The organism is Leptotrichia sp. HSP-342, from assembly GCF_041199995.1.
GTDB classification, from domain to species: domain Bacteria; phylum Fusobacteriota; class Fusobacteriia; order Fusobacteriales; family Leptotrichiaceae; genus Leptotrichia; species Leptotrichia mesophila.
Map to the genome: position 1 here is coordinate 275,716 of NZ_CP165646.1, position 26,016 is coordinate 301,731.

At 30.1% G+C, this 26,016-nt stretch carries 24 protein-coding genes, 1 tRNA gene and 1 pseudogene; 16 read left to right on the forward strand and 10 right to left on the reverse strand.

Features of this window, described 5'->3' with window-relative positions:
• Positions 1 to 130 precede the first annotated feature (130 nt).
• Entirely contained in the window at positions 131 to 757 is a 627-nt protein-coding gene (locus AB8B23_RS01345) for a hypothetical protein (RefSeq protein WP_369713094.1), read from the reverse strand.
• A gap of 199 nt (positions 758 to 956) precedes the next feature.
• Here AB8B23_RS01345 and AB8B23_RS01350 point away from each other — a divergent pair.
• The 4 genes and pseudogenes from AB8B23_RS01350 to AB8B23_RS01365 all read left to right on the forward strand — a co-directional run.
• Positions 957 to 1,109 (forward strand): annotated as a pseudogene (locus AB8B23_RS01350) (ABC transporter ATP-binding protein); the annotation flags it as partial.
• Positions 1,110 to 1,366: 257 nt separating this feature from the next.
• On the forward strand, positions 1,367 to 2,713 hold the full coding sequence (locus AB8B23_RS01355; RefSeq protein ID WP_369713095.1) for an AAA family ATPase: 1,347 nt from the start codon (positions 1,367 to 1,369) through the stop codon (positions 2,711 to 2,713).
• Positions 2,714 to 2,814: 101 nt separating this feature from the next.
• A complete protein-coding gene (locus tag AB8B23_RS01360; protein ID WP_369713096.1) occupies positions 2,815 to 3,369 on the forward strand; it encodes a hypothetical protein in 555 nt (184 codons plus the stop codon).
• 174 nt (positions 3,370 to 3,543) lie between these two features.
• Positions 3,544 to 4,362, forward strand: coding sequence for a Cof-type HAD-IIB family hydrolase (locus AB8B23_RS01365; RefSeq protein ID WP_369713097.1), 819 nt, complete (start codon positions 3,544 to 3,546; stop codon positions 4,360 to 4,362).
• Between the two features lie 436 nt (positions 4,363 to 4,798).
• Here AB8B23_RS01365 and AB8B23_RS01370 read toward each other — a convergent pair whose 3' ends face one another.
• The 3 genes from AB8B23_RS01370 to AB8B23_RS01380 all read right to left on the reverse strand — a co-directional run bounded on the left by AB8B23_RS01370 (position 4,799) and on the right by AB8B23_RS01380 (position 7,811).
• Positions 4,799 to 5,752 carry an ATPase gene (locus AB8B23_RS01370; protein ID WP_369713098.1) on the reverse strand — a complete coding sequence of 318 codons (954 nt, stop codon included), beginning with the start codon at positions 5,750 to 5,752 and terminating at the stop codon, positions 4,799 to 4,801.
• A 41-nt stretch (positions 5,753 to 5,793) separates the two neighbouring features.
• A complete protein-coding gene (locus AB8B23_RS01375) occupies positions 5,794 to 6,825 on the reverse strand; it encodes a rod shape-determining protein (protein ID WP_021744492.1) in 1,032 nt (343 codons plus the stop codon).
• A 95-nt stretch (positions 6,826 to 6,920) separates the two neighbouring features.
• Positions 6,921 to 7,811, reverse strand: coding sequence for an alpha/beta fold hydrolase (locus AB8B23_RS01380; RefSeq protein WP_369713099.1), 891 nt, complete (start codon positions 7,809 to 7,811; stop codon positions 6,921 to 6,923).
• 584 nt (positions 7,812 to 8,395) lie between these two features.
• Here AB8B23_RS01380 and AB8B23_RS01385 point away from each other — a divergent pair.
• The 6 genes from AB8B23_RS01385 to AB8B23_RS01410 all read left to right on the forward strand — a co-directional run bounded on the left by AB8B23_RS01385 (position 8,396) and on the right by AB8B23_RS01410 (position 11,747).
• On the forward strand, positions 8,396 to 9,814 hold the full coding sequence (locus AB8B23_RS01385) for an NADP-dependent glyceraldehyde-3-phosphate dehydrogenase (protein WP_369713100.1): 1,419 nt from the start codon (positions 8,396 to 8,398) through the stop codon (positions 9,812 to 9,814).
• 90 nt (positions 9,815 to 9,904) lie between these two features.
• Positions 9,905 to 10,063, forward strand: a complete 159-nt coding sequence (locus AB8B23_RS01390; protein ID WP_369713101.1) for a hypothetical protein — start codon at positions 9,905 to 9,907, stop codon at positions 10,061 to 10,063.
• 41 nt (positions 10,064 to 10,104) lie between these two features.
• Positions 10,105 to 10,827, forward strand: coding sequence for an acid phosphatase AphA (gene aphA / locus AB8B23_RS01395; RefSeq protein WP_369713102.1), 723 nt, complete (start codon positions 10,105 to 10,107; stop codon positions 10,825 to 10,827).
• 143 nt (positions 10,828 to 10,970) lie between these two features.
• Entirely contained in the window at positions 10,971 to 11,162 is a 192-nt protein-coding gene (locus AB8B23_RS01400; protein ID WP_369713103.1) for a hypothetical protein, read from the forward strand.
• Between the two features lie 104 nt (positions 11,163 to 11,266).
• Positions 11,267 to 11,443 carry a hypothetical protein gene (locus AB8B23_RS01405; protein ID WP_369713104.1) on the forward strand — a complete coding sequence of 59 codons (177 nt, stop codon included), beginning with the start codon at positions 11,267 to 11,269 and terminating at the stop codon, positions 11,441 to 11,443.
• A complete protein-coding gene (locus AB8B23_RS01410) occupies positions 11,394 to 11,747 on the forward strand; it encodes a transposase family protein (RefSeq protein WP_369713105.1) in 354 nt (117 codons plus the stop codon). The genes AB8B23_RS01405 and AB8B23_RS01410 overlap by 50 nt, the downstream gene beginning before the upstream one ends.
• A 294-nt stretch (positions 11,748 to 12,041) precedes the next feature.
• On the opposite strand, the gene AB8B23_RS01415 is transcribed toward AB8B23_RS01410, so the two are convergent.
• The 6 genes from AB8B23_RS01415 to AB8B23_RS01440 form a co-directional block, all read right to left on the reverse strand.
• Positions 12,042 to 12,170: a hypothetical protein gene (locus tag AB8B23_RS01415; RefSeq protein ID WP_255349256.1), complete on the reverse strand. Its 129-nt coding sequence runs from the start codon at positions 12,168 to 12,170 to the stop codon at positions 12,042 to 12,044.
• Positions 12,167 to 12,343, reverse strand: a complete 177-nt coding sequence (locus AB8B23_RS01420; RefSeq protein WP_021743009.1) for a hypothetical protein — start codon at positions 12,341 to 12,343, stop codon at positions 12,167 to 12,169. Before AB8B23_RS01420 ends, AB8B23_RS01415 begins: the two co-directional genes overlap by 4 nt.
• Before the next feature lie 183 nt (positions 12,344 to 12,526).
• The gene (locus tag AB8B23_RS01425) at positions 12,527 to 12,970 is read right to left on the reverse strand and encodes a DUF333 domain-containing protein (protein WP_369713106.1); all 444 of its coding nucleotides are present in this window, start codon (positions 12,968 to 12,970) and stop codon (positions 12,527 to 12,529) included.
• A 104-nt stretch (positions 12,971 to 13,074) separates the two neighbouring features.
• Positions 13,075 to 14,619: a glutamine-hydrolyzing GMP synthase gene (guaA, locus tag AB8B23_RS01430; protein WP_369713107.1), complete on the reverse strand. Its 1,545-nt coding sequence runs from the start codon at positions 14,617 to 14,619 to the stop codon at positions 13,075 to 13,077.
• A 287-nt stretch (positions 14,620 to 14,906) separates the two neighbouring features.
• The gene (locus tag AB8B23_RS01435; protein WP_369713108.1) at positions 14,907 to 17,309 is read right to left on the reverse strand and encodes a glycyl radical protein; all 2,403 of its coding nucleotides are present in this window, start codon (positions 17,307 to 17,309) and stop codon (positions 14,907 to 14,909) included.
• A 43-nt stretch (positions 17,310 to 17,352) separates the two neighbouring features.
• Positions 17,353 to 18,171: a glycyl-radical enzyme activating protein gene (locus AB8B23_RS01440; protein ID WP_369713109.1), complete on the reverse strand. Its 819-nt coding sequence runs from the start codon at positions 18,169 to 18,171 to the stop codon at positions 17,353 to 17,355.
• A gap of 552 nt (positions 18,172 to 18,723) precedes the next feature.
• Here AB8B23_RS01440 and AB8B23_RS01445 point away from each other — a divergent pair.
• From AB8B23_RS01445 to rnr, 6 genes are all read left to right on the forward strand, one after another.
• Positions 18,724 to 19,440: a transaldolase family protein gene (locus tag AB8B23_RS01445; RefSeq protein ID WP_369713110.1), complete on the forward strand. Its 717-nt coding sequence runs from the start codon at positions 18,724 to 18,726 to the stop codon at positions 19,438 to 19,440.
• Positions 19,441 to 19,587: 147 nt separating this feature from the next.
• Positions 19,588 to 20,772, forward strand: coding sequence for an elongation factor Tu (tuf, locus tag AB8B23_RS01450; RefSeq protein WP_369713111.1), 1,185 nt, complete (start codon positions 19,588 to 19,590; stop codon positions 20,770 to 20,772).
• Positions 20,773 to 21,231: 459 nt separating this feature from the next.
• Complete coding sequence (locus tag AB8B23_RS01455) at positions 21,232 to 22,338, forward strand: hypothetical protein (protein ID WP_369713112.1); 1,107 nt, start codon at positions 21,232 to 21,234, stop codon at positions 22,336 to 22,338.
• 146 nt (positions 22,339 to 22,484) lie between these two features.
• Positions 22,485 to 22,570, forward strand: a tRNA-Leu gene (locus tag AB8B23_RS01460).
• A gap of 319 nt (positions 22,571 to 22,889) precedes the next feature.
• Positions 22,890 to 23,465 carry a bis(5'-nucleosyl)-tetraphosphatase (symmetrical) YqeK gene (yqeK, locus tag AB8B23_RS01465; RefSeq protein ID WP_021743944.1) on the forward strand — a complete coding sequence of 192 codons (576 nt, stop codon included), beginning with the start codon at positions 22,890 to 22,892 and terminating at the stop codon, positions 23,463 to 23,465.
• 267 nt (positions 23,466 to 23,732) lie between these two features.
• Positions 23,733 to 26,009, forward strand: coding sequence for a ribonuclease R (rnr, locus tag AB8B23_RS01470; RefSeq protein ID WP_369713113.1), 2,277 nt, complete (start codon positions 23,733 to 23,735; stop codon positions 26,007 to 26,009).
• Positions 26,010 to 26,016: the final 7 nt, after the last annotated feature.

Genomic DNA, 26,016 nt, shown 5'->3' on the forward strand with positions numbered 1-26,016 from the left:
TTTTCCTTCTTTCCTTTTTTATAAATTTATTTTTTTATTAATAACTATTTTCAAGAAAACTGGGATTTCTCCCAGTTTCTGTTGTTCCAAAATAATCAGACAATCTAAAATTCTGATAAATTTTTACAAATTAATTAAACTTTTTCCCATTAATATAAATCTCAGCTTCAGGATTTGTTGAATCAAACCAAGGAATATAGCCATTTTCAGCTTTACCGTTTTTCATTGCCAAAGTAGTTACTGTTAATTGATTGTCCCAAATATACATTGCTAAATTATGATCCAAATATAAATCATCATTAATTTCCTTTTCTTTACCTGATTTATCTCTTGAAAAACATCCTGAAATAGGTACTTTACCTATTATTTTGTATACTGGAAATTTAACATATCCATAATATGATTCCTTTCCTACCCATTCTAAAAATCCTCCTGGTTTTAGTCTGCATTCTATGTAATTTACTTTAGTTGCTGTTCCTTTTAAATCTTTATGTCTATATATAGACGTTCTTTCATCTGAATATATACTGTCTTCTGCTCTAAAGTCATTTTTATCAAAAGGATTTACGATTTCTTTATTTCCTCGATTGTCTGTTCTTATATACCCCCTAGTTCCGCCAGTTTTCCCAGAACTGTTTGATGAAGATGATGAACTGTCTGTTCCAGTTACTGCATTTTTCAGTTTTTTCCAGAAGTCTGCCTTTGCTGGAATTGTGAATGTTAGGCATAGCATTGCAATTAAAAATAGTTTTTTCATGTTTTTCTCCTTATTTTTTGAAATTTAATTTATTGAGTCAATTTAGTTATATTATACCTTAAAACCCTTAGTTTTTTTTTTTTGCTTAGAAAATATTCTTAGGCAGATTAATATTTAATAAAAAAGGTTATTAAGTGGACTTTTATCCTTATTTACTGTATAATATCAATATGTTGTAAGAATCAATAAAGAAGAAAACGTAACTGTACTGTTAGTAGAACAAAATGCCAATATGGCACTATCAATTGCAGACAGAGGCGACGTTCTGAAAACTGGAAAAATAATTTTGGAAGGAACAGGGAAGGAATTGCTTACAAACCCTGAAATTAAGAAGGCTTATCTTGGAGGATAAAATTAAGAAATTAGAATATTTGTTTTTGAAAACTGTCTTGAAAAGTTTTTTGGCTTTTTGGGATGGTTTTTTTGTTTTGGGGAAGTTTTTTTTAAAGATAGAGTGTATAGTAAAATACAATAAATTTAAAACAAAAAAATATAAAATCATGTAAAAAAATGATAAAAAAATGTATTTTTATCAAATTTTTATTGAAAAAATTAAAAAATATAGTATAATATAGTTAATAAAATATATTTTAGTAAAGGAGATTAGTTTTGAAATTAAAATCTATAAAATTAGAGAATTTTAAAAATATAAAAAATTCAAAAATTGAATTTAAAAGCAATAATTTATCAGCAATTTACGGACCTAATGGAAGTGGAAAAACGGCTGTAATAGAGGCAATTGAAGTTGTAAGAGAATATTTTTTGATTGATAAACCTGATTTTATGGAAAAGGAATTGGATGAAAAGTTAAAAAATTTTATAAAAATAGGAGAAACTACTACTTCTATTGAGTTTGAAATAGAAGGTGAAACAAAAAAATATAAGATCATTTTAATTTTTTCAAAAGACAAGTTTAATAATATTTTGCCTATGGAAGAAAAAATTTTATATAAAAATGTAGATAAAAAAAGAGAAACTTATAAAAAATTAATTTCTTTTAAAAGTTATGAAGTACAGCAAATTAAGTTAAAAAAATCTGAAAGTATCAATATAATAGAAAAAATATTGAAACAGCAGGAAACAAGTAAATTAAGTATAAATTTAGAAAATGTAAATTTAAATAGTTACTTAGGGATTATTTTTAGTCAAATTATTGAGAATCAGAAAAGTGAAAATAAAATAAAACTGAATGATGAACTTGAAAATGTATTGACAAATTTTTTAGAAATTGAAAACTATTTAACTAAAATTTTTGTTATAACCTTAGAAAATCAAGCAATGACAAATTTGAAAATTTTCTTAAATATGAATATCCACTTGGAAAATTCACAAGGAACAATTCCAATTACACTTAACCAAAATAATAACTTTTATTCTGAAAATATAGCAGAAGCAATTATAAATACTATAAAACAAATAAACGGAATTTTTAAAGCAATTATACCTGATTCTGAATTAGTATGCGAAGTAGAGGGAGAAAGAATAACTGAAAAAGAAAAGGAAAAAGGAATAAACTTATATGTAATAAAAAAAGGAGATAAAATTTCTATAAAAAATGAATCTGTAGGAATACAAAAGATAGTTTCAATATTATCAGCCTTGATTTACTGTATTCAAGACGAAAATGCGCTTGTAGTAATAGATGAATTAGATGCCCATATTTTTGAATATTTGCTCGCAGTAATCTTGGAACAAATCTCAAAAATAGCAAAAGGACAACTAATTTTTACCGCCCATAATCTTTCTCCAATGGAAAGATTAAAAGGAGAAAATATAATAGTTACTTCTCTTGATGAAGATGAAATAAATTACAGCTATTTTAAAAGAATTTCTAAAACAACAAACTTAAGACAAAAGTACATAAGATCACAAGCAATATGGAGTGAAGATAATATAAATCCATTAAATATAAGTGAAACAGAAATAGCATTGTATATGAGGAAGTTGGTGAAATAAATGAAGGGGAGTGTTATATTAATAATAGTTGAGGGAATTAGTGACGAAGAAAATGGATAAACAGAACTATAAATAAATTGAAAAAAAGAGTTACACCAATTGTGATACATGGTGATATGTTGACAAGATATAAAAAATATTCCAAAGAATTTGAAATTACATCTTCAAATGTAACAAAAGAATTACAAAAAGTTGTAAATAGTTTTTTAAAAAAGCCATCAAATGTTATAAAATGGGCAGATATTATAAAAGTTTATTATGTAACTGATACAGATAATTGTTTCAAAATAGAAAAAGAAAATTTAATAAATAAAAGGAAATGTCTAAATAAATTGTTTAAATTGAAGAAAATTGGAAAATCTAAAGATTCGAGACAACAACCATTTGAAGTAATTTTTTTTGGAAATAATTTAGAACATGTTTTATATGGTATAGAAAATAAATTATCTGATAAGGAAAAAACAAAATTATCTACAGAATTTGCAATAGATGTGTCAAATGGAAAAAAAGATTTTAAAAGCTCATTTTCACAAAGTGAAATAAAAACCTGGAACATTTATGAAGAAAGTTATAAAGAAATTCAAAATTATAAGGGCAGAGCAACAAATATTACTGCGTTGATAGAAGAAATAGAAAATGAATTTAAACTTTTATAGGTTAGACTTTTATTTTAATTTCTTGTATAATATCAATATAAAGCAGTAATTTTTTGGCATTTTATGAGGATGAAAATCACACAGTGATAAGACTGGCAACAAGCTGGTCAACTACGAAAAAAGATTTGAATGAATTAGTAAAATTATTATAAATAAAGAAAGTGAGAGGATTTTATGAATTATAAATTGATTGCGACTGATATGGATGGAACATTGCTTGATGAGGAGCATGGGATAACAAAGGAAAATGTTGAGGCGATTATTAAAGTTCAGAGAGAAAAAGGTGTTAAATTTGTACTTGCGAGTGGAAGACCAAGTTATGCGATGCTTGAATATGCAAAAGAGCTTGAAATGGATAAATACGAAGGATATGTGCTGGCATTTAACGGTGGCGAATTAATTGATATGAAGACAAACGAAGTGATTTTTCACGAAGGGCTTGAAAAAAAGGATATTGAAAATGTTTATAAAGTTTCAAAGGAAATAAATGTTCCGATGATTTTATACGTTGGAGATACAATTTATGGAACTGAAGCGACAGATGGAGTAATGTATGAAGCCGATCAATGCAAGATGAAATTTCAAAAATTCGATACACTTGAAGACTTGGAGAAAAAAGGAATTGATAAAACTACAAAATGTATGATTATTGGAAAGCCTGAAGAAGTATTGATTGCTCAGGAACACATGAATAAAGTTCACGGAAACGATTATTTTATCGCCATCTCAAAACCAATCTTCCTAGAAATTGCCAACAAAAATGTGGATAAAGGAAAAACATTGAAAAAATTGGGAGAAATTGAAAATATAAAGCCTGAAGAAATGATTGCGGTTGGTGATAGTGCGAACGATAAGCCGTTGCTGGAGTACGTGGGAATGCCTGTGGCTGTAGAAAATGCAATTCCTGAAATTAAGGAAATAGCTAAATTTATTTCAACATCAAATGTGGAGCATGGATTGAAAACTACAATTGAGGAATTTTTTGAATTTTAAAACTATAAAATTTGTACAGGAATTATCGAGAAAAAAGTCGAAAAATCATATACATCTTTTCTTTTAATTTTGAAGTTTATGGTGAAAGGGATATGTATAGTCCTGACTATGAAATGGAACTTTTGGTTCTGATTGTCCTTAACAGTTTCTATTTTTTAACAGGATTTAATATTAGATTATTTTGTTTAATAATAGTTTTACTATTTTGATTATCAGGAGAAACCTTTACTGTAAGATAAGGATTTGCGGCAATGAGCAATCCTACGAAAATAAAAAGAAAAAACATAATAATATGAAAAATATTTATTAATCAAAATATCTAAAAAATAATTTAATTGAATGATTATAAATTAGTTATTAAATATCCCCATTATAAAAATATATTCCTATTTTTAAACGGGGATTTAGTATTATTATTAATTTTATTCAATTAGTTCTAAAAATTTTGTAAAATATCAAAAAAGTTAAAAATCACACTTTTCACATTTACATTGCTTCTAATGCTGTTTTTCAAATTTATCAGTTTTTTCAATTTGTCTGCTTCCACAGAATGTTTTACGTTTATAATAATTTTTGAAAGGAAATTTATCAGAAATTCCTTTTCCTTTTTTAGTTCACTTTCGATTTCGTTTATAAAAAAATATACATTTTCGATATCCCAGAAACGTATTCGCTGTGATAACAATTCAATACTTTTATTATATTTTATCGTCAAATATAGATTATTTTTTATAGCCAGTTCTCCAGTTGTGTAATTTTTCATTTCAAAAATAATTTGTAAAATATCTTCCACTGTATTAATTTTAAATTGAATATCCTCAAGTGAGAGATTTTGCCTTTTAAATTCTAAAATATCGTTTTCATTTCCATCAAAGAAATAGTAGATTTCCTTGCTGACTCTCAGTTCATCGTTATTCATTCCAGATAGATGAAATTTGATTGTACGGGATTTTATTGTAGAAATGATGTTTAATGTTCTTGATAGAAGTATGAAATATACGTTTTGTGGCGGCTCTTCCAAAATTTTTAAAAGTGCGTTTGAAGATTCTTTTCGCAAATTTTCGATTCCGCACAGGATAAATATTTTTTTGGGTGAATTGAATGAAGATTCTATTGATGAATAGATGATTTCTCGCACTTCATCAATTTTTATATTTTCATTGTTTTTATTTATTATTTCAATGTCAGGATGCTGGAAATTGTCAATAAGCCGTTTTATTTTCTCTTTTTCAGAGTCATTCTGCACATCCTTTGTCATAATCATTTTTGAAAACATTAGTGCATAAGAAAGCAAGTCAACTCTCTTATCGCCGTAAAAGAGGTAACTTGCACTTATTTTATCTTGATTTATTTCATTTTTAAATTTTTCAGTTATTTCCTGTAATTTCATTTTTTCTCATTTTCTCTTTTTTAGATTAACAACAGATATTATTAATTTTCTTTCATTTGAAGAGTTCTTAATAATTTTTTGTTGTCAAATGCGGCTCCTCCACCTAAAACTACTGAATCTAATGGATTTGGAGATAAGAACACTTTAATTCCAACTTCTTTTTCCATCATATCAATAAAGTTTTTGATTAATGAACCTCCACCAGTCATTACAATTCCATTATCCAAAATGTCTGCCGCCAGTTCAGGAGGACATTTTTCAAGAACTTCTTTTGTAGAGTTTACAATTTGGAATAAAGAATCTTCAATTGCTTCATAAATTTCGTTTGCATTAATTTCCACAGTGTTAGGAATACCAGATTCCAAATCTCTACCTTTTATCTCCATAACTTCAGGTGATTGAACTTTTATTGCTGTAGCCATTTCTTTTTTTATTTTTTCAGCAGTTCTATCTCCGATTAGCAAGTTATATTTTCTTTTTACGTATCTTACAATATCTTCATCAAATCTATTTCCAGCAATTCTGATTGATTTGCTTGCGATAATCTCATCAAGTGAAAGAATTGCAATATCAGTAGAACCTCCACCTATATCGATTACCATACTTCCTTCAGGTTGTGAAATATTTACACCTGAACCGATAATAGCAGCTCTTCCTTCTTCAATAATGTATGTTTTTTTAGCACCTTTTACTGCATCAAATAAGGCTTTTCTTTCCACACTTGTAACTTCAATTGGTACGCAGATCATTACTTCGGGTTTGAATAATGAATTTCCATAAATTTTATGAATGAAGTATGTAATCATTTCCTTTGTTGAGTCAATATCTGCAATAACTCCGTCTTGTAAAGGCTTGATAGCTTGGATACTTTCAGGAGTTTTTCCTAACATTTCTCTAGCTTCTCTTCCAACTGCAATTAATTTTCCAGTTTTTCTATCTCTTGCAACTACAGATGGTTCATTTAACACTATTTTTTTTCTTTGCTTATCATAAATTAATATGTTCGCAGTTCCCAAATCTATTGAGATACTTTTATTTACTCTAAATATTTTTACAAAATCAAATGCTCCCATTTTTCCTCCTATTAAAATTAACTTTCTTAATTATATCATATTTTTCGATAAAAATTTATTATTTTTTGCAAATTTTTTAAATTTTTTGTTATAAATTAAAAATCTTTTGCATTTAACCACTTCAAAATTTCATCATAAATTTCATGTTTATTTGTTTCATTGAGCGATTCATGCCGTCCGTTTTTATTTTCAAGAATATTTATTCTTCTTTTTTTCTTTCTTAATATATTAAAAATTTTACTGATATATGGAATGTCAATTACTTTGTCATTAGTTCCATAAACAGCCAATATTTTTGCATGTTCATCTAATTTTTTATAATTTTTGTTAATAAATGACATTGTAGAAAAAATTCCAGAAAAAAACTTTGGTGTAACAGGATAGCCGCAAAGTTCGTCATCTTCATATTTTTTATTTTCAGCCTCATCTCTTGTTAACCAGTCAAATTTAGTTGTATTTGGCTCAAATGCTGAATTCCATTTTTCAAAAATTTTGTTAAATGCAGAAACTTTTCTGAAAATAATTCTTTCCAAAAGAGTAGCAAGTTTTCCACCGATGACTTCTAATTGGCTTTTTAAAGGGAAAGCTGACAAAATAAAGTATTTGTATTTATTTTTTATTCCCCATTGTATTCCAATAAGAGCTCCCATACTATGTCCGAGAATAGTTGTATTGCTTGGAGTCGCTCCAACTTTACTCAGAATTTTTGTGAAAAAGTTGTCAATATCTTTAAAGGCAGATTTTATACCACCTTTTCCAAAATCTCCAATTTCACCGTCCTTCAGCTCGCCATGGCCACGAATTTCCATAACAAACACATTATATCCATTAGAAGCCAAAAATTCTGCAAATTCAGCATATCTGTCAATAGGCTCTATCATTCCATGAAATATAACAACATTATTTTTATATTTTTCTCTTTTTGATTCAAAAAATAAATAAGGAATTTTTTTATTATCAAAACTTTCAAAATATTGTTTTTCCATTATTTTCCTTTCTGAAAAAATATTATCAAATACTCAATCTTTCAATAATTTTAAACAAGTACTTATAATCATTATAATATAATATTATTTTTTTTGCAATTACAAATTTTTTTCTTACAGATAAGCAGAAAGTGAAAACATCTTTAGGTGTCAATAAGTAAAAACCCACAGATTACTATATCTGTGGGCAAACGGAGATTGGAGGCTAAAATTATTATTTGCTAAAATAGAAATAGAAAATTATGGCTATAATAACAACAAAGATGAAATCTCCGCTTATCACAATCTCACCTTCATCCTGTGTCAACTGGACGGTGAAGCTCAAAGTACTATAACATAAAAAAAAATACTCTAATCAATTATGAGTAGAGCATTTTTTCCACCTTTTTGTTAATACAGAATATTTTTCTCCATTTTTTATATATGTTTATTATATTACATACTATTTTATCAGTCAATCAAATTTCTATTACTTTTTCAGAAAATGGAAAATATGAAAAATATATGAAAAAAACTATATTAATTATGAAAAATATATGCTAAAATATAAAATATAGAAAAACAAAAATAAGGAGGAATTTTTAATGAATTATAAAAATTTAGTAAATGGAGAATGGAAAGACTCTAAAAATACAATAACTATTTATTCGCCAATAAATGGGGAAGAACTTGGAACTGTACCAGCTATGTCAAGAGAAGAAGTTGATTATGCTATGGAATCTGCTAGAAAGGCTCTACCTGCTTGGAGAGCATTGTCAGCTGTAGAAAGAGCGGCTTATTTGAATAAGGCTGCAGATATTCTTGAAAGAGATAAAGATAAAATTGGGGAAAACTTGGCAAAAGAAGTGGCAAAAGGAATTAAGGCTGCTATTTCAGAAGTAGTAAGAACGGCGGATTTGATTAGATATGCTGCAGAAGAAGGACTTAGAATCACAGGTGAATTTGTAAATGGTGGTGGATTTGAAGCTGGAAGCAAGAGAAAATATGGAGCAGTAAAAAGAGAGCCAGTTGGGGTTGTACTTGCAATCGCACCATTTAACTATCCAGTAAACTTATCAGCGTCTAAAATTGCACCAGCATTAATTGGAGGAAATGTAGTAATTTTTAAACCGCCTACACAAGGTTCAATTAGCGGATTGTTATTAACTCAAGTATTTGCAGAAGCTGGAATTCCAGCGGGAGTATTTAACTCTGTAACTGGAAAAGGTTCTGAAATAGGAGATTATCTGATTGAACATAAAGAAGTTAATTTTATAAACTTTACAGGAAGTACACCGATTGGGGAAAAAATTGGAAAACTTGCAGGAATGCGACCAATTATGCTTGAATTAGGTGGAAAAGACGCTGGAATCGTATTGGAAGACGCTGATTTAGAAAAAGCTGCAAAAGATATCGTAGCAGGAGCATTCAGCTATTCTGGACAAAGATGTACTGCTATCAAAAGAGTGCTTGTAATGGACTCTGTCGCTGATAAATTGGCTAGCTTGATAAAAGCAGAAGTTGAAAAACTAACTGTGGGAGATCCTTTTGACAATGCTGACATTACAACAGTAATTGATACTCCATCAGCAGACTTTATCGAAGGATTGATAAAAGATGCACAAGAAAAAGGTGCAAAAGCATTGACAACAGTAAAAAGAGAAAAAAACTTAATATGGCCAGTAGTTTTTGACAATGTAACAACTGATATGAGAATTGCTTGGGAAGAGCCATTTGGACCAGTATTGCCAATTATCAGAATAAAATCTATAGATGAAGCAGTAGAAATTGCAAACAAATCAGAATATGGACTTCAATCAGCAGTATTCACAAAAAATTTCCCATTGGCATTTGAAATTGCTGAAAAACTAGAAGTAGGAACAGTTCACATAAATAACAAGACTCAAAGAGGGCCTGACAGCTTCCCATTCTTAGGAATCAAAGGTTCAGGAGCAGGAGTTCAAGGAATAAAATATAGCATAGAAAGCATGACAAGAGTTAAATCTATTGTATTTGATATATAGGAATTTGAGAGATGTTTTCTTTTGGGAGAACATCTTTTTTGAATTTTTATTTTTAATCTTAAATAAAAAGCTATTTTACGGAGGTTTCCTATGAAAAAAATAACGATGTACACAGTATTAGCTTTGTCGGCACTGTCATCTGCAAGTTGTTCATATTTTAAAGTTGACAAAAACGCAGGGGAAAAATCAGGAAATATATGTACTTATTCAGCAAAGGGAGAATTTATAGGTTGTAAGCCTATAAAATAGCAAAATTTTGTTAGCCGAAAAAATATATAGGAGGAAATGTTATGAAAAAAGCATTATTATTTTTATTTGCTGCATCTGTAGTATTTGCAGCAGGACCAAAGGTTCCTTATACTCATGAGGGATTTTATTCAACAGATAAAGTTCAAAAGGCTGTTCATTTTGTATCTGTTGATGATATTAAGAAGAGTCTAGAGGGAAAAGGACCAATTAATGTAAGTTTTGACATTGATGACACATTGCTTCATTCAAGCGGATACTTTATCTATGGGCAACATTATTTCCAAATTCCAGGAGATAAAAGAGGAGCTGTAAGTTACCTTTACAACCAAAAATTCTGGGATTATGTAGCTGAAAATGGAGATGAACATTCAATTCCAAAACAATCTGCAAAAGACTTGATAAAAATGCACTTGGAAAGAGGGGATAACGTATTTTTCATCACAGGAAGAACAAAACATTCAAAAGACAAAAACTATACTTCTACAAAACTTTCCAAAACATTGCAAAGATACTTTGAACTGCCAAAAGAAGTTTATGTAGAATACACAGCTGACACACCAACAAGTGGCTACAAATATGACAAATCATTCTACATCAAAAAACACAACGTTTCAATCCACTACGGTGACAGTGACGATGATATCCTAGCCGCAAGAGAATTAGGAATAAGAGGAATAAGAGTTCAAAGAGCTTACAACTCTACAAATCCACAAAAAATGAACGGTGGCTATGGAGAAGAAGTTCTAATAAACTCTGCGTGGTAAAAATAAAAAAAGTTTATAACAAACATTTGAGGGTGTTTCATAAGTCAAAAATAATTTTATTAACATGCAATATTATATATTTTTAAAAATAGATCTATTCGACAACCTTGTATAAAGAACAATACTAGTGATGAAAATGATAAATGATAAATGATGTTGAAAGAATAAAAAAACTTAAGGAAGAAAACTATCAGGAAATTTTTGGTATTAAAAAGAATACTTTTGATAAAATACTGAAACTTTTGAATGAAGCATATAGAATTGAACACTTAAGAGGCGGACATCCGTCAAAACTGTCTGTTCTTGACGGGTTTATAATTATGATTTCGTATTAAGAACTATCGAAAATATTGCCTTTGAATATGGCGTTACAAAAAGTACCATCTGTAAGTGTGTTAAATAAACTGAGAACATACTGATAAAAAGCGGGGAGTTTTCTTTGTCTAAAAAGAGGGAGCTTGCCAGGGACACTGAGATAGAGGTTGTACTGGTTGACGCTACAGAATGCGAGATTGAGCACCCTAAAAAAATAGCGGAAATATTACTCAAGAAAAAAGAAAAAGCACATGATAAAAGCTCAGATAGTGGCAGACAAAAAAGATCTAGGGATACTTAATGTCTCATTTTCACATGGAAGCGTTCATGACTTTAAGCTGTTCTGTAAAAGCCGCGTGCAATTTTTAAAAGATGTCCTTTTAATTGTCGACAAAGGATACATAGGCATAAATAAGATACACAGTAACAGCTTGATACTTAAAAAATCGACAAAAAGGAACAAATTAACTAAAGAGGATAGAAAATACAATTCAACTATTTCAAAACAGAGAATCTACATGGAGCATGTGAACAGGCATATCAAGAAATTCAGGATAGTGTCTAAACGTTACAGAAAAAAGAGAAGAAAATTTTCCATGAGATAGATTCTCGTTGATTTGTGCAATTTATAATTTTGAACTATAGGTTTCAATCAGGTCTACTAAACTCCATCTAATTAACAGAATGAGTCTATTGATGAAGAGTTATGCTTTTTAGCAGTTCATCTGTAAAATGGAATTATAGTATCACAAACTCGTCAACTACAGCATTTAGTGTCTTGAATATCCTGTTGTTAGATCTGCTTTTTTTAGTTCAGATTTGTGGTGTAAATATGCTATTATAATGTTTCTAAGCATCTTTAAATCTTTTGATTTATGTTATGTCTAATTGGTTCAATATTATACCTCTTTTATTTCATTTGTGCTTAGTAATTCACCTTTTCCTTCTCTTTCCTTGAACCGTTTCAGAAACTCCTCTTCCTCTTCAAATGTCATATTTTTATGATTTTCACTCTTTGGTCTGTTCACAAACTCCTTGTATTCTTTGCTCTGAAAAATATGATTATCCATTTGCTCACAACTTTATGATGAACATCTAAAATTTTAGCTATTTCCTTGTTCTTTTTGTCCATATCTCTTATATTTTCATTTTTGTTTTTTATTATTTTTCTAATTATTCTTATTTCGTATGTTTTTATCATTTTCAGTACTCTATTTATTATATCTCATTATTTTCAGTTAGTTTAATGGGTTTTAGTATTATTATTTTTTCCATAATATATGGTATCTCAAATTAGAATTTTATCTTAAATTTTTATAAAAAAAGACTGTCTCATAATTATGAAACAGCCTTGTCTTTGTTAATAATAAAAAGTTTAAGATTATTAGTTATTTTGTCTGTAATAATCCCATTCATCAATTTGTGTACCATTTCTAAATTTACATACACCTTTTTCGTTACCATTACTGTCTTTAACAGTAATAGACTTTCCACCTTTATCTACACAGAATTTTGCAGCAGGATTTGGTGTTCCTATAACTTGTTTTTCGAAGTCTCTAGTAGTGTTATTTTGTCTGTAGTATTCCCATTCTTCTACGGCTGTTCCGTCTTTTAGCTTGCAGACTCCATATTCACCTTTTTTACCTTTAACATTGATAGATTGTCCACCTTGTTTTTGGCAAAATTCTGAAGCAGGATTTGGTGTACTTACTACAGGCGGTGTAGAATTATTGTTATTGTGATTTCTATTTTTTCTCACAGTTCTTGCCATACCAATAACAGATAACATAACCATTATTACAGTTATAACAATTTTTAAATTTTTCATTTCTAATTCTCCTTTTTATTTTAGTATATCAATTGTTTATATCATAAAAAAATTTGTTACTTTTATGATTATTATTATTTTTTACTTAAAAAGTATTTGTTAAATTACTCCCACTCAATTGTTCCTGGTGGCTTAGAAGAAATATCATACACAATTCTGTTAATCCCGTTCACTTTGTTTATAATCTTATTTGACACTTCTTCTAGGAATTCGTAAGGCAGTTTTGACCATGTAGCAGTCATGAAGTCGATGGTATTTACTGAACGAATAGCTGCTACGTATTCATAAGTTCTTTGATCGCCCATAACTCCGACAGTTTTTACAGGTAGTAATGTTACGAATGCCTGATCTACTTTGTCGTAAAGTCCTTGTGCCATTAGTTCTGTGATGAAGATGTCGTCAGCTTCTTGAAGGATTTTTACTTTGTCAGGAGTTACTTCTCCGATAACTCTGATTCCAAGTCCTGGGCCTGGGAATGGGTGTCTTTTTATAATTGTGTCAGGTAGTCCAAGTTCATGTCCTACTTTTCGTACTTCGTCTTTAAATAGCTCTTTTAAAGGTTCAAGTAATTCAAATTGCAAGTCTTCTGGCAATCCTCCTACGTTATGGTGAGATTTTATTGTATGGGAAGGGCCTTTTATAGACTGAGATTCAATTACATCTGGGTAAATTGTTCCTTGTGCTAGGAATTTCGCTCCTTCTTGTCCTTTAAGTTTTCTAATTTCTTCGTTAAATACTTCGATAAATTCGTTTCCAATGATTTTTCTCTTGGCTTCAGGCTCGTCTACGCCTTTTAATTTATTTAAAAATCTGTCTTTTGCATCAACGAAAACAATGTTTAAGTCAAAGTGTTTTTTGTAATATTCAAGAACTTTTTTTCCTTCATCTTTTCTTAGAAGACCAGTATCTACAAACATACAAGTAAGCTGGTGCCCGATTGCATTGTTAATCAGAACTGCGGCAACTGATGAATCTACTCCACCAGAAAGGGCAAGCAGTACGTGTTCATCTCCGACAGTTTCCTTGATGGATTTTGTTTTTTCAGTAATAAAACTTGAAATTTTCCAGTTTTTTTCGCATTTACAGATGTTAAATACAAAATTTTCCAAAATTTGTGTTCCACATTCAGAATGGACTACTTCTGGATGGAATTGAAGTGCATAAATTCCATTGTTGTTTGTAATTGCGGCGATTGATGAATCTGTTTTTGCGATAATTTCAAATCCTGTTGGCAATTCTGTGATGTGATCGTTGTGGCTCATCCAGATGTTAGAAGATTTTTTTACTCCTGTAAACAAAGGATTATCATTATTTTCTACTTCTAATACAGCTTTTCCGAACTCTCTTGAATCTGCCTTTTCAACTTTTCCACCGTTTAAGTGTGTGATTAGTTGCATTCCATAGCAAATACCCAAAATAGGAAGATTTAAGTTAAATACTTCAGGATTTACAGTTGGAGCACCTTTTTCGTAAACTGAAGCAGGACCTCCTGAAAAGATGATACCTTTTACCTTTTCTTCTCCATTTTTTATTTTTTCAATATCAATTAAAGGTACAATTTCACAATAAACTTCCATTTCCCTAATTCTTCTGGCAATTAATTGGCTGTATTGTGAACCAAAATCGATGATAATAATTTTTTCTTTCACTTTTCACCTCTATTTATTAAAATTTTTTTATAAAACATAATTTTATGTAAATATTTTAGCATTATTTTTAAGTTTTTTCTATATATTTTTATAAAATTTAATTTTTAATTTTTTAGTTAAATTATTTTTAGAATGTGTCTAAAATTTTAGACAAATATTTTTGAGATTTAATTTTTTTTCTTTTATTTGCTTATCTTAAAAGATTATAAAAAATACAAGAAGCTAGCAATTTTAGGCTTCTTGTATAGAGAAAACTTATATATAAAAATTATCTAAAAGATAAATGTTTATATTCTTTGTTCAGTTCTTGAAATAATATCATTTTGTGTAGTTCTGTCAAGTGTAACAAATTGAGCGCAGTATCCAGCAACTCTTACTATTATATCTCTATGTTTTTCAGGTTCAACTTGCGCTTGCTTTAATGTTTTTCCTGAAATAATGTTAAATTGAATATGCCATCCTTTTGAACTTATAAATGATTTTATTACATTTACAAATTTTTCAAACTGTTCTGGAGTATTTACTAATTCTGGCGGATATTTTTGATTCAATAACTGTCCACCTGTAATCATTAGAGTTGGCAATTTGTTTACAGAATTTAGTACTGCTGTTGGACCATTTGTGTCAGTTCCTTGAGTTGGTGAACCACCTTCAGCTGCTGGTGTGTAGGCATATCTTCCGTCTGGAGTTGCACCGCTCACCGTTCCCATTGGTACATTTGATGAGATTCCAGATGTAGAAACTCCGTAACCACAATTAATAGGGCCTCTTCCATATCTTGTATTATGATATTTTTGAATTTCGTCAATATATGTCCAGTAAATATTTGTAGCAAATACATCCACTTCATCAATATCATTTCCATATTTAGGTACTTCTAACAATATTTTTCTGATTCGTTGTCCATTTTCTCCAGCATAATTTGTCTGAAGGGCATTGTAAACTTCTTCTTTTGTTAATATTTTATTATCAAAAACAATAGTTTTTAGAGCGTATAGTGAATTTGCAGCATTTGCAATTCCCACTTGAAGACCTGAAATGATGTCATAAACAGCTCCACCTTCTTTTGCGGAAAGTCCTCTGCCAATACAGTCATCAATAAGGCTTGATAATAAAATATCAGGGAATTCTTCCAAATGTGTATCAGACAATGCGTCAAGTGCTACTGATAATTTTGTATAGTGTTTCATGTATTTTTTCCATGCTTCCCACAAATCATCGTAAGTTTCATAGTCAGTAAGTTTTCCAGCTTTTAGTAATTGAAGTCCAGTTCTAGCATCATAGCCATCGGTCAACACAAGTTCAGTTGCTTTTACAAAGTTTAAGAAAGTCATACCAGTACATCTATATCCCCATTTTCCAGGAACAGCCACTTCTACACATCCAACCATTGAATAATTGTAGGCATCTTCAATTTTTACGCCTTTATTTAACAATGCAGGAACTATTATTTCATCTGTATGCATTGCAGGCATTCCATAACCTGTTGCGGCTACTTCGGCACATTTTCTAATAAATTTTTCTGGAGAATTTATGTGAAATCTTGCTGACAGGTTTGGCTGTGTAAGCTTATTTTCTCCAACACTTTCCAGTATTAAATAGCTTAATTCATTTGTAGAATCTTTTCCAGCTGGAGTCGATCCTCCTATTGTAACATTTTGATAAGTTGGATAACCTGCACCATAACCAGAATGCGAAGTTGAACGGACTTTTATTACAGAGTAAAGTTTTACCCATAGACATTGCAGCATTTCTTTTGCAAATTCTCTGTCTAAATCACCTTCCAGTACCTCTTTTTTGTAAAGTGGATATAAATATTGATCCACTCTTCCAAGAGAAGCTGAATGTCCATTGCTTTCAATCTGAATTACTAGATGGATAAACCAGATTGCTTGTACTCCTTCCCAAAATGTCTGAGCAGGATTTTCTGGTACGTTTAGACAATTTTTGTGAATTTGAAGTAATTCTTCTTTTCTTTGGGAATCAGTTTCCTTTTCAGCAAGTCCCTTTGCCAAATTTGCAAATCTATGAGCAAAATCAATAGTTGCCTGTGCTACAATTTGTACAGCCTTTAAGAAGTCGATTTTATTGTATCCGCCATAAACTGTAATGTCTACTTTTTCCATAGAAGCCTTAGCTTCTTCAATTACACCTTTTAGCCCTTTTGTCAAAACCTTTTTAAAATCAGGAACAATGTGTCCGTCACCAGAGGTCATATTTCCTTCTCCGTGAATAATTTTTGCGATTCCAGCTTCTTTTATTTCCTGAGGCATTTGAGCGTGAGCTTTATCCTTTAATGTTTTTCCACGCCACCATTCGCATATTTCAAGTAATTCTGGAATTTCTTCTTCGGGTATTCTGAATTTATCTCCGTCTCTATGGTCAAAGTTACCTTTTGTCTTGATTTCATCAATAATCCAATCTACTGCATATTCTGGGAAAAGGGGAGCAGTTCTCTCGTCTACAGACTGATTTCCTACGACAAGTTCCCCATCTTTTATATAAATTGTCATATTTTCTAAAATTTCCTTAACTGCGTAAGCACGGACAATATATTTTGATTTTCCTTCATGTTCCTTGTATGCTTTTGTCAAAAGTCTTCCTCTTTCGACACTGACACCAGGAAATTTTGATAAAGCCGATTCTCTTAATTTTTTTACTCTTTCGCTTTTCAAAACAAATTCTTTCATTGTTTTTCCTCCATTTTTTTATTATTTTTATCTTTAATTTTCGTTATCCATATAATTTTGCTTTCAATCCGTAACTGTTCATTATGCCTACAGCGTTATCTAGTTCCGCTTGTGTATGTTTTTCCAATGTTTTCATAGGATATTCACGACCTAGTTTTCTATATTTTTCTAATCCCATTGTGTGATAGGGGAGAATGTTTACTTCTAGAAGATTCAATTTTTTTAGGAATTCTGCTGTTTGACGAATATTCTTCTCGTCATCATTAATTCCTTTTATAAACGGAAATCGCATAATGATTTTTTTGTGCCATTTTGAAAGTTTTGTAAGATTTTCTAAAATAATTTCATTTGAGACAGAAGTGTATTCCTTATGTTTTTGGCTATTTAAGTACTTTATATCAAATAATACAGTATCTGTTAGTTTTGCTAAATTTTCAAGATCCTTGTAATTCCCATATCCTGTCGTTTCTATGGCCGTATTAACATATTCTTCTTTTAACTTTTCAAAAAGTTCTATTGCAAAACCTGAATTTACAAGTATTTCTCCGCCACTCAATGTAACACCGCCACCAGAATTTCTATAAAAGTTTTCATCTTTCATAACGATTTCAAATACTTCTTCCAGTGTCATGTCTTTTGCAACTTGTTTTAGTGAATTTGCGGCAGGACAGCCAGAACATGGATTTTTGTTTCCTTTGTAAAGAGAGCCATCATAATCCCAAAATTCATTTTCCAATTTTTGCGTTTCAGGATTGGAACACCACAGACATCTAAGTGGACATCCTTTAAAATACACGACTGTTCTAATTCCTGGTCCATCAAATGTAGCTCCTCTTTCAATATCTGTAACTAATGCTCTCATAGATTATCTACCTCTTTTTCTTTTTAAAAAATCTGTAGTTTCAAATTGTTTCTTTATATTTCGATTTTATCCTATTTTTGAAAATTTGTCAATAGTTTTATTTAATTTTATAAAAAATTATAAAAAACCTGCAATATAAATATAATTGCAGGGGAAAATGTTTTTTCGTTTTGGGGTGTTATCTTCTGCTTAGGATGTAGTAAATAACCACAAGTTGAACTAATATAAAAACTATATCCCGTTTCATTGGACATCACCCCAAATCATAATATGAATTAGGTAACGAACCTAAAAATGTTATAAAAAATTTAATACAAAAAAACTAGCCCAAATTGAGCTAGCTCTTGTCGTTGTTTTTTCATATTATGATTGTTTTCTTGTATAACAATTATACTATAAAAAAAATAATTATTCAATCAAAAAATTTTCAAAAAAATTAAAAAAATAGATTGACATTTCTTAAATTATATATTAAAATTGTATCGAAATAAAACGAAACCAATTAAAATATTAAACTATTTGATATAAAAAACAAAAGAAAGGATGACAGAAATGCAATATTTTATTGATACGGCAAATTTAGAAAATATAAAAAAAATCAGTGATATTTTTCCAATAGCAGGTGTAACTACAAATCCTACTATTATTGCAAAGGAAAAAAGAGATTTTAAGGATATTATAAATGATATTTTTGATATTATTGGAAGAGATAAAATTGTGCATGTACAGGCTGTGGGAAGTACAGCTGAAATAATGATAAAAGAAGTGAAGCTTCTGCATGATACTTTTGGAGAAAATCTTTATACAAAAATCCCTGTAACGCCTGAAGGTATAAAAGCTATAAAAAATTTGGCAAAAGATGGATATAAAATTACTGCAACAGGTATTTTGTCACCTCAGCAGATAATTATGGCAGCTGAAGCAGGAGCAGAATACATGGCTCCATATATCAATCGTTCTGATAACATTGGCGAAAATGGAATTGAAATTGTAAAAGATGCATATAAAATCCTTGAAATGACTAAAAAAACTGATGAGGAAAAACTGGCACGGTACAAAAGAATTTTTGAGCCAAAAATATTAGGAGCTTCATTTAAGAATGTAAGACAAGTTCATGAAGCAATTCTAGCTGGATCAAAATCTGTAACAGTAGCTCCAGACGTTTTTGAAAAATTAATTTATCATCCTTACACAGACTGGAGCATGGATACATTTAATTCAGACTGGGAAAAAGTTTATGGCCAAAAAACATTGCTTGATTTATTATAATTTTTGAAATTTAAAAATAGAGTTTTTCTCAATTTAAAATTAAAAGTTTTACGTGCTTGCAATTATTTTTTAGATATGTTATAATCAAAATGATAAAAATAAATTATTAAAAAACAAAAAATCAAAATAAATGGAGGAAAAATTAAAATGGCAAAAGCTAAATTCGAGAGAAGCAAACCACACGTAAACGTAGGAACAATAGGTCACGTTGACCATGGGAAAACAACAACAACAGCAGCAATTTCAAAAGTATTGGCTGAAAAAGGGCTAGCTGAAAAAGTTGACTTTGAAAACATTGACCAAGCGCCTGAAGAAAGAGAAAGAGGAATTACAATCAACACAGCTCACATTGAGTATGAAACAGAAAAAAGACACTATGCTCACGTTGACTGTCCAGGGCATGCGGATTACGTAAAAAACATGATTACAGGAGCAGCTCAAATGGATGGTGCTATCTTAGTAGTATCAGCAGCTGACGGTCCTATGCCTCAAACAAGAGAGCATATCCTTCTTGCAAGACAGGTTGGAGTACCTTATATCGTAGTTTACTTGAACAAAGTTGACATGGTAGACGACGAAGAATTATTAGAACTAGTAGAAATGGAAGTAAGAGAATTACTTACAGAATATGGATTCCCTGGAGATGACGTTCCAGTAATCAAAGGATCTTCATTAGGAGCATTAAATGGAGAAGCTCAATGGGTAGAAAGAATTATGGAATTAATGGATGCAGTTGATGAATATATCCCAACACCAGAAAGACCAGTAGACCAAGCATTCCTAATGCCAATTGAAGATGTGTTCACAATTACAGGAAGAGGAACAGTTGTAACAGGAAGAGTGGAAAGAGGAGTAATCAATGTTGGTGAAGAAGTAGAAATCGTAGGAATCAAGCCAACAACAAAAACTACTGTAACAGGAGTAGAAATGTTCAGAAAATTATTGGATTCAGGACAAGCTGGAGACAACATTGGAGCATTGTTAAGAGGAACTAAGAAAGAAGAAGTTGAAAGAGGACAAGTACTTGCTAAACCAGGAACAATCAATCCACATACAGGATTCAAGTCGGAAGTATACGTATTGACAAAAGATGAAGGAGGAAGACATACACCATTCTTCACAGGATACAAACCACAATTTTACTTCAGAACGACTGACATTACAGGAGAAGTAAACTTACCAGAAGGTGTAGAAATGGTAATGCCTGGAGACAACATTGAAATGACAGTTGAACTAATTCACCCAATCGCAATGGAAGAAGGATTAAGATTTGCGATAAGAGAAGGTGGAAGAACAGTAGCTTCAGGAGTAGTAGCAACTATTACTAAATAGTTTTCTATAAGGAACTTTCTTAAATAATTAGTAAATATCTTTTAATTATTTGATGTTATTTTTAATAAATAAAGTTATTTATAATCAAAACATAATAAAAATAGCACTTAATTAAATTAATAAAAAAATTTTTATTAATTTATTCGTAGTGCTATTGTTTTTTTAAAAATATGAGGTATACTTAATATAGGAATTATTAAGTGTTGGATTACACTATGTAACAAAAAAATATTAAAATGTCTTATACATCTTACATTCAGAAATAAATAGCTCAATAATAGTACTTGTATCTGAGTTTTAAGACAGTTTACTCAGATAAACAGAGTATATTTTGTAAAAAACTTTTTAATAAAACATCTTTTTTTTAAAAAAACTTTACAAATCCATATTATTGTGCTAAAATTAGCTGTGAATTGTTAAGATGTATATTTGTTAAAATTATTTTTAGGAGGAAAAACAATGAAAAAATTATTAGGATTATTAGCATTAGCAGTAGTATCTAATTTCGCTTTAGCGGATAAAAGTCAAGATACTTTAAAAGAATTTCATTTCTCTAGCGAATATAGAGGATCATACACAGATAAGAAAAATAATACTGGAAATGGATTAGGAATCGCTGGATTTAGAAAAGACAATCAAGAAAAAATCAGATGGAGAAATGCTTTTGGTGGAGATTTGCAACTAGTAGATGAAGGAAACTTAGGATTAAGATTTGACTTTCAAAATGACCAAGACAGAGTGAGAAATGATTTTGATTATGTAACTAGAACTAATGACAAAGGAACTTATGATAAATCTCAAACTTGGGAAAATAATATTGCATTATACAAAGATGTAACATTAGGTAATTGGACTTCTACTTGGGATCTAGGATGGAAATATAAATCTACAAGTGGAAAAGGTGCTTATGGAGGACATAGAGGAACATCAAATGAATTTTATGTAGGACCATCGTTTGGACTTAACTTATTAGGATTTAACTTTAAAGGTAAATCTCAATTAGTTTACTTTGACCAAGCCGGAGGAAAATCTGCAGATAATGCATGGAGTGGTTCTGCTTTCAGAAAAGAAAAAGTATCTGGATGGGGAGCAAACTTTGATTTAGAAACTGGTGGTAAATTACTTGATAATGCCGCTGGAAACTTTAAATACTATGTAAACTTAAATAATCATCTAAGAGATGCTAAAGGTAAATTAAAAGAAACTGGAAAAGATGCAAAATCTACTGTATATTTAGATTATGTAGTTGGAGCAAACTACAATACACCTTCATTAGCAGGAGTTTACGGATTGGTTAATCTTGAAAATGAATGGGAAAGACAAACAGCTAGACATGGATTCCAAAACAATTTCTCAGTATGGACTGGATTAGGATACAAAAAAGGGATTGACCTTCCAGTAGGAAAATTAACTATAAATCCAGAAGTTAAATATAGAGTTGTTAATAAAGAAACTGTTAAAGGTGTATATAACGATGGACGTTACTACAATAGTAACAGAGAACAATATACAAGAGAATATAATGAATTAAGAGCTGGAGTAAAAGTTGGTTTAGAAGTTAAATAGTTACTTAATTATTCAGAATGATTCATAGAAAGAGAGATGAGATATTTTTTCATCTCTTTTTTGTTAAAAAATTTGAAAAATTGAAAAAATAAGTTGACAAAAATTCAAAAATATATTATACTAATCAAGTAACATTAAATTTATATGCCCGAGTGGTGAAATTGGTAGACGCAACGGACTCAAAATCCGTCGATTTTATATCGTGCCGGTTCGACTCCGGCCTCGGGCACCAATAATATAATAAATTTTTTCATAATAAATTGCACTCTATACTCCTAGAGTGTTTTTTATTTATAAATTAATTTATTTCATTACATTTTATTTAAATCTTTTCAAAATATATCTCAATTCCTCTAATCCTTAATTTCTTGTTTTTTTCTTTCTAGTGTAGTATAATAATGTCAATAGATGTTGATTCATAGTTATGTTCAAAATTAGAGTAAAAATATGTAAAAGTAAAGGATTGGCTGTAGAGAAGGCTAATCTTTATTCTTGATTTAAGCTGGAATTACTATATTTGAAAATTGTTGTAAATTAGGGGAAGTGGTATTATGAATATAGAAGTAATTAAGAAGAATGTAAAAAAATATTTGGATGAAAAAAGATACGATCATGTGGAAAGAGTTGCTAAATGTGCTGTAGAACTTGCAAAAATTTATAATGTAGATGTGGAAAAAGTTGCAGCTTCAGCTTGGCTTCATGATGTGGCAAAATTTTTTGACTTGTCAGTTATGATTGACTTGACGAAGGGGAAATATCCTGAAGTAGAGGATAAGATGTCGAAGTCTACAGCTGTGCTTCATGGATTTGCAGGAGCTGAGTTTGTACGGCAAAATTATGACTTGTTTGGAATTGATGATGAAGAAATTTTGGATGGAATAAAATATCATACGATTGGTAAAGAAAATATGAGTACTCTTGCTAAGATTGTTTATCTTTCAGATGCGATTGAGGAAGGGAGAAGCTGGGAAGGTGTAGAAACAGCTAGAGAACTTGCAAAAACTGATTTAGATAAAGCAATAAAATTTGAAATTGAGGAAAAATTGAAATATTTACTTTCGAAGGATTCAATTATTCATCCCAATATTATAAAATTTAGAAATTCAATAATAGCAAATCAACTCTAAAATTAAAAAAATCAAATTTAATCTAAAAAATAAAAATTGATTTAAAATATATCTGAAATTTTATTATTTTCTCAATATATAGGTATATTTTGTTAGAATTTTATAATTTAGACTAATACTAAATTTCATTAAAAAATACAAATTATATTAATTATAAGAAGTTTCAATACTTGACTTGTTAGAATAATGTAGTTCAAAATTTATGAAGTATCTGATTTAAATGAAGAATAGTATAATTTGATGTATTGAATAAGACAGAGGTAAAATATGGGAAATAAACAAAAGAAAGAAAAACATAAAAATATTGAAAATAACGATAAAAATTTTCATAAAGGAAAAAAATTTAGTGGAAAAAATTACAATATAAAAAAAGAAAATGAAAAAACTCGGAAAATGGAACTCAAAGAAGAGCGTGAATTAAAATATTTGCGACAAGTACTAGCAGAGTATGAGTTTACTTTTCAGGAAATATTGCAGTTGCTGGAATGGAGCCAGAAAAAACGGAAAATGTATAAGCAACTTTTAAATGCATGGGAAGAAAGTGGCGATATTTATTTGAAAAGGAATGGAAGATATACCTTGCCTGAGAAGGAAGGGTTTGTGAAAGGGGAAATTTCTATTTCTAACGGAAATTTCGGATTTCTTGATATTAATGGAGAGGCTAGCGTCTTTATTCCTGGAGCTTATTTGAATACAGCTATGAATGGAGATACTGTTCTAGTACGTATTTTGAAGGAAAGTTCAGATGGAAAGAAACGTGAAGGGGAAGTTTACAAAGTTGTTAAAAGAAATCGGGATGTTATTGTCGGCGTTTTTGAGCATAATTTAAGTTTTGGATTTGTGCGTCCAAGAAATTCTCCAAAAGATATTTATATTCCGAAAAAATTGATAAAAGGTGCAAAAACTGGAGATTTGGTGGCTGTAAAGGTAGATTTCTGGGGAGATGAGGAAAGAAAGCCTGAAGGAGAGATTGTAAGCGTTCTGGGAAGTCCTAAGGATACAGAGGCACTAATTTCATCATTGCTTTTAAATGAGGGGATTGAGGAGAAATTTCCAAATGAAGTCTTGAGGGAACTAGACAAAATTGATGAAGATATTTCAGAAGAACTGAAAGATCGAAAAGATTTGCGGCACCTTGATATTATTACAATTGACGGCTCTGATGCGAAAGATTTGGATGATGCAGTTTATGTGGAAAAAACAGAAGATGGGTATAAACTTTTTGTAAGCATTGCCGATGTTTCTTACTATGTACGGGAAAATAGCGAGATTGATACAGAAGCATTGAAGCGTGGAAACTCAATTTATCTTGTAGACAGGGTAATTCCTATGTTGTCAAGAAAATTGTCAAATAATTTATGTTCGCTTAATCCAAATGAGGATAAACTGACTTTTACTGTACAAATGGATTTGGATAAAAAAGGTAAAGTTGTAAGAAATGATTTTTATAAATCGGTTATAAAATCGAAATACAGAATGACTTATGAAAATGTAAATACAATTTTGGAAAAAAATGAAGAATCTGAAGAATACAAAGGTCTTTATGATAAATATAGAAAAATTGGTGAAATGCTAAAAAATATGCTGGAATTATCTAAAATCATCAGAAACAACAAAAAGAGACGTGGGAGCATTGATTTTGAATTACCTGAGATAAAGGTAGTCTTAGATGAAAATAAGGCTGTAAAGGACATTGTATTGCGTTCTAGAGGGGAAGCTGAAAGAATTATTGAAGACTTTATGGTTATTGCAAATGAAACTGTGGCGGAAAAACTTTTCTGGGAAGAAATTCCAGCAATTTACAGAGTCCACGAAGATCCTGACAAGGCGAAAGTTCAAGCGTTAAATGAAACACTGATAAAATTTGGATATTCCCTAAAAGGATTGGAAGAAATACATCCTGGCAAATTCCAGAACATAATAGAAAGAACGACAGGACTGCCAGAAGGGTATTTGATTCACAAACTGATTTTACGGGCAATGCAGCGTGCAAGATATGCCAACAAAAATCTGGGACATTTTGGTCTTGCTTCTAAATATTATCTGCATTTTACATCACCGATACGTCGTTATTCTGACTTAATTGTTCATAGAATGCTTGGACGTTCGATTGAAGAATTTATGAACGAAAAAGAAAAGGCTAAATATGGAGCTAATTTTGAAGCAATTGCCTCAAGTATTTCGAGAACTGAAAGAATAGCGGATAAACTGGAAGAAGACAGTGTAAAAATCAAGTTGATTGAGTATATGCAAGATAAAATTGGGCAAGTTTATATTGCTAGACTTAGCGGGATGAATAAAAATAAGATATTTATGGAACTGGAAAATCACATAGAAGTGGTTTACAATGTTACAACAGCACGTGATAATTTTATTTATGATGAGGAAAACTATAAAATCATAGATAAAAGAAATAATAAGTCCTACACTATGGGAAGCACAATGAAAGTAAGTGTTGTAAGTGCAAGTTATACAAAAATGGAAATTGAGGTCATACCTTATGTGGAAGAAAGAGCAAAAATCGAGGAGACTGAAAAGGAATAAAGAATAT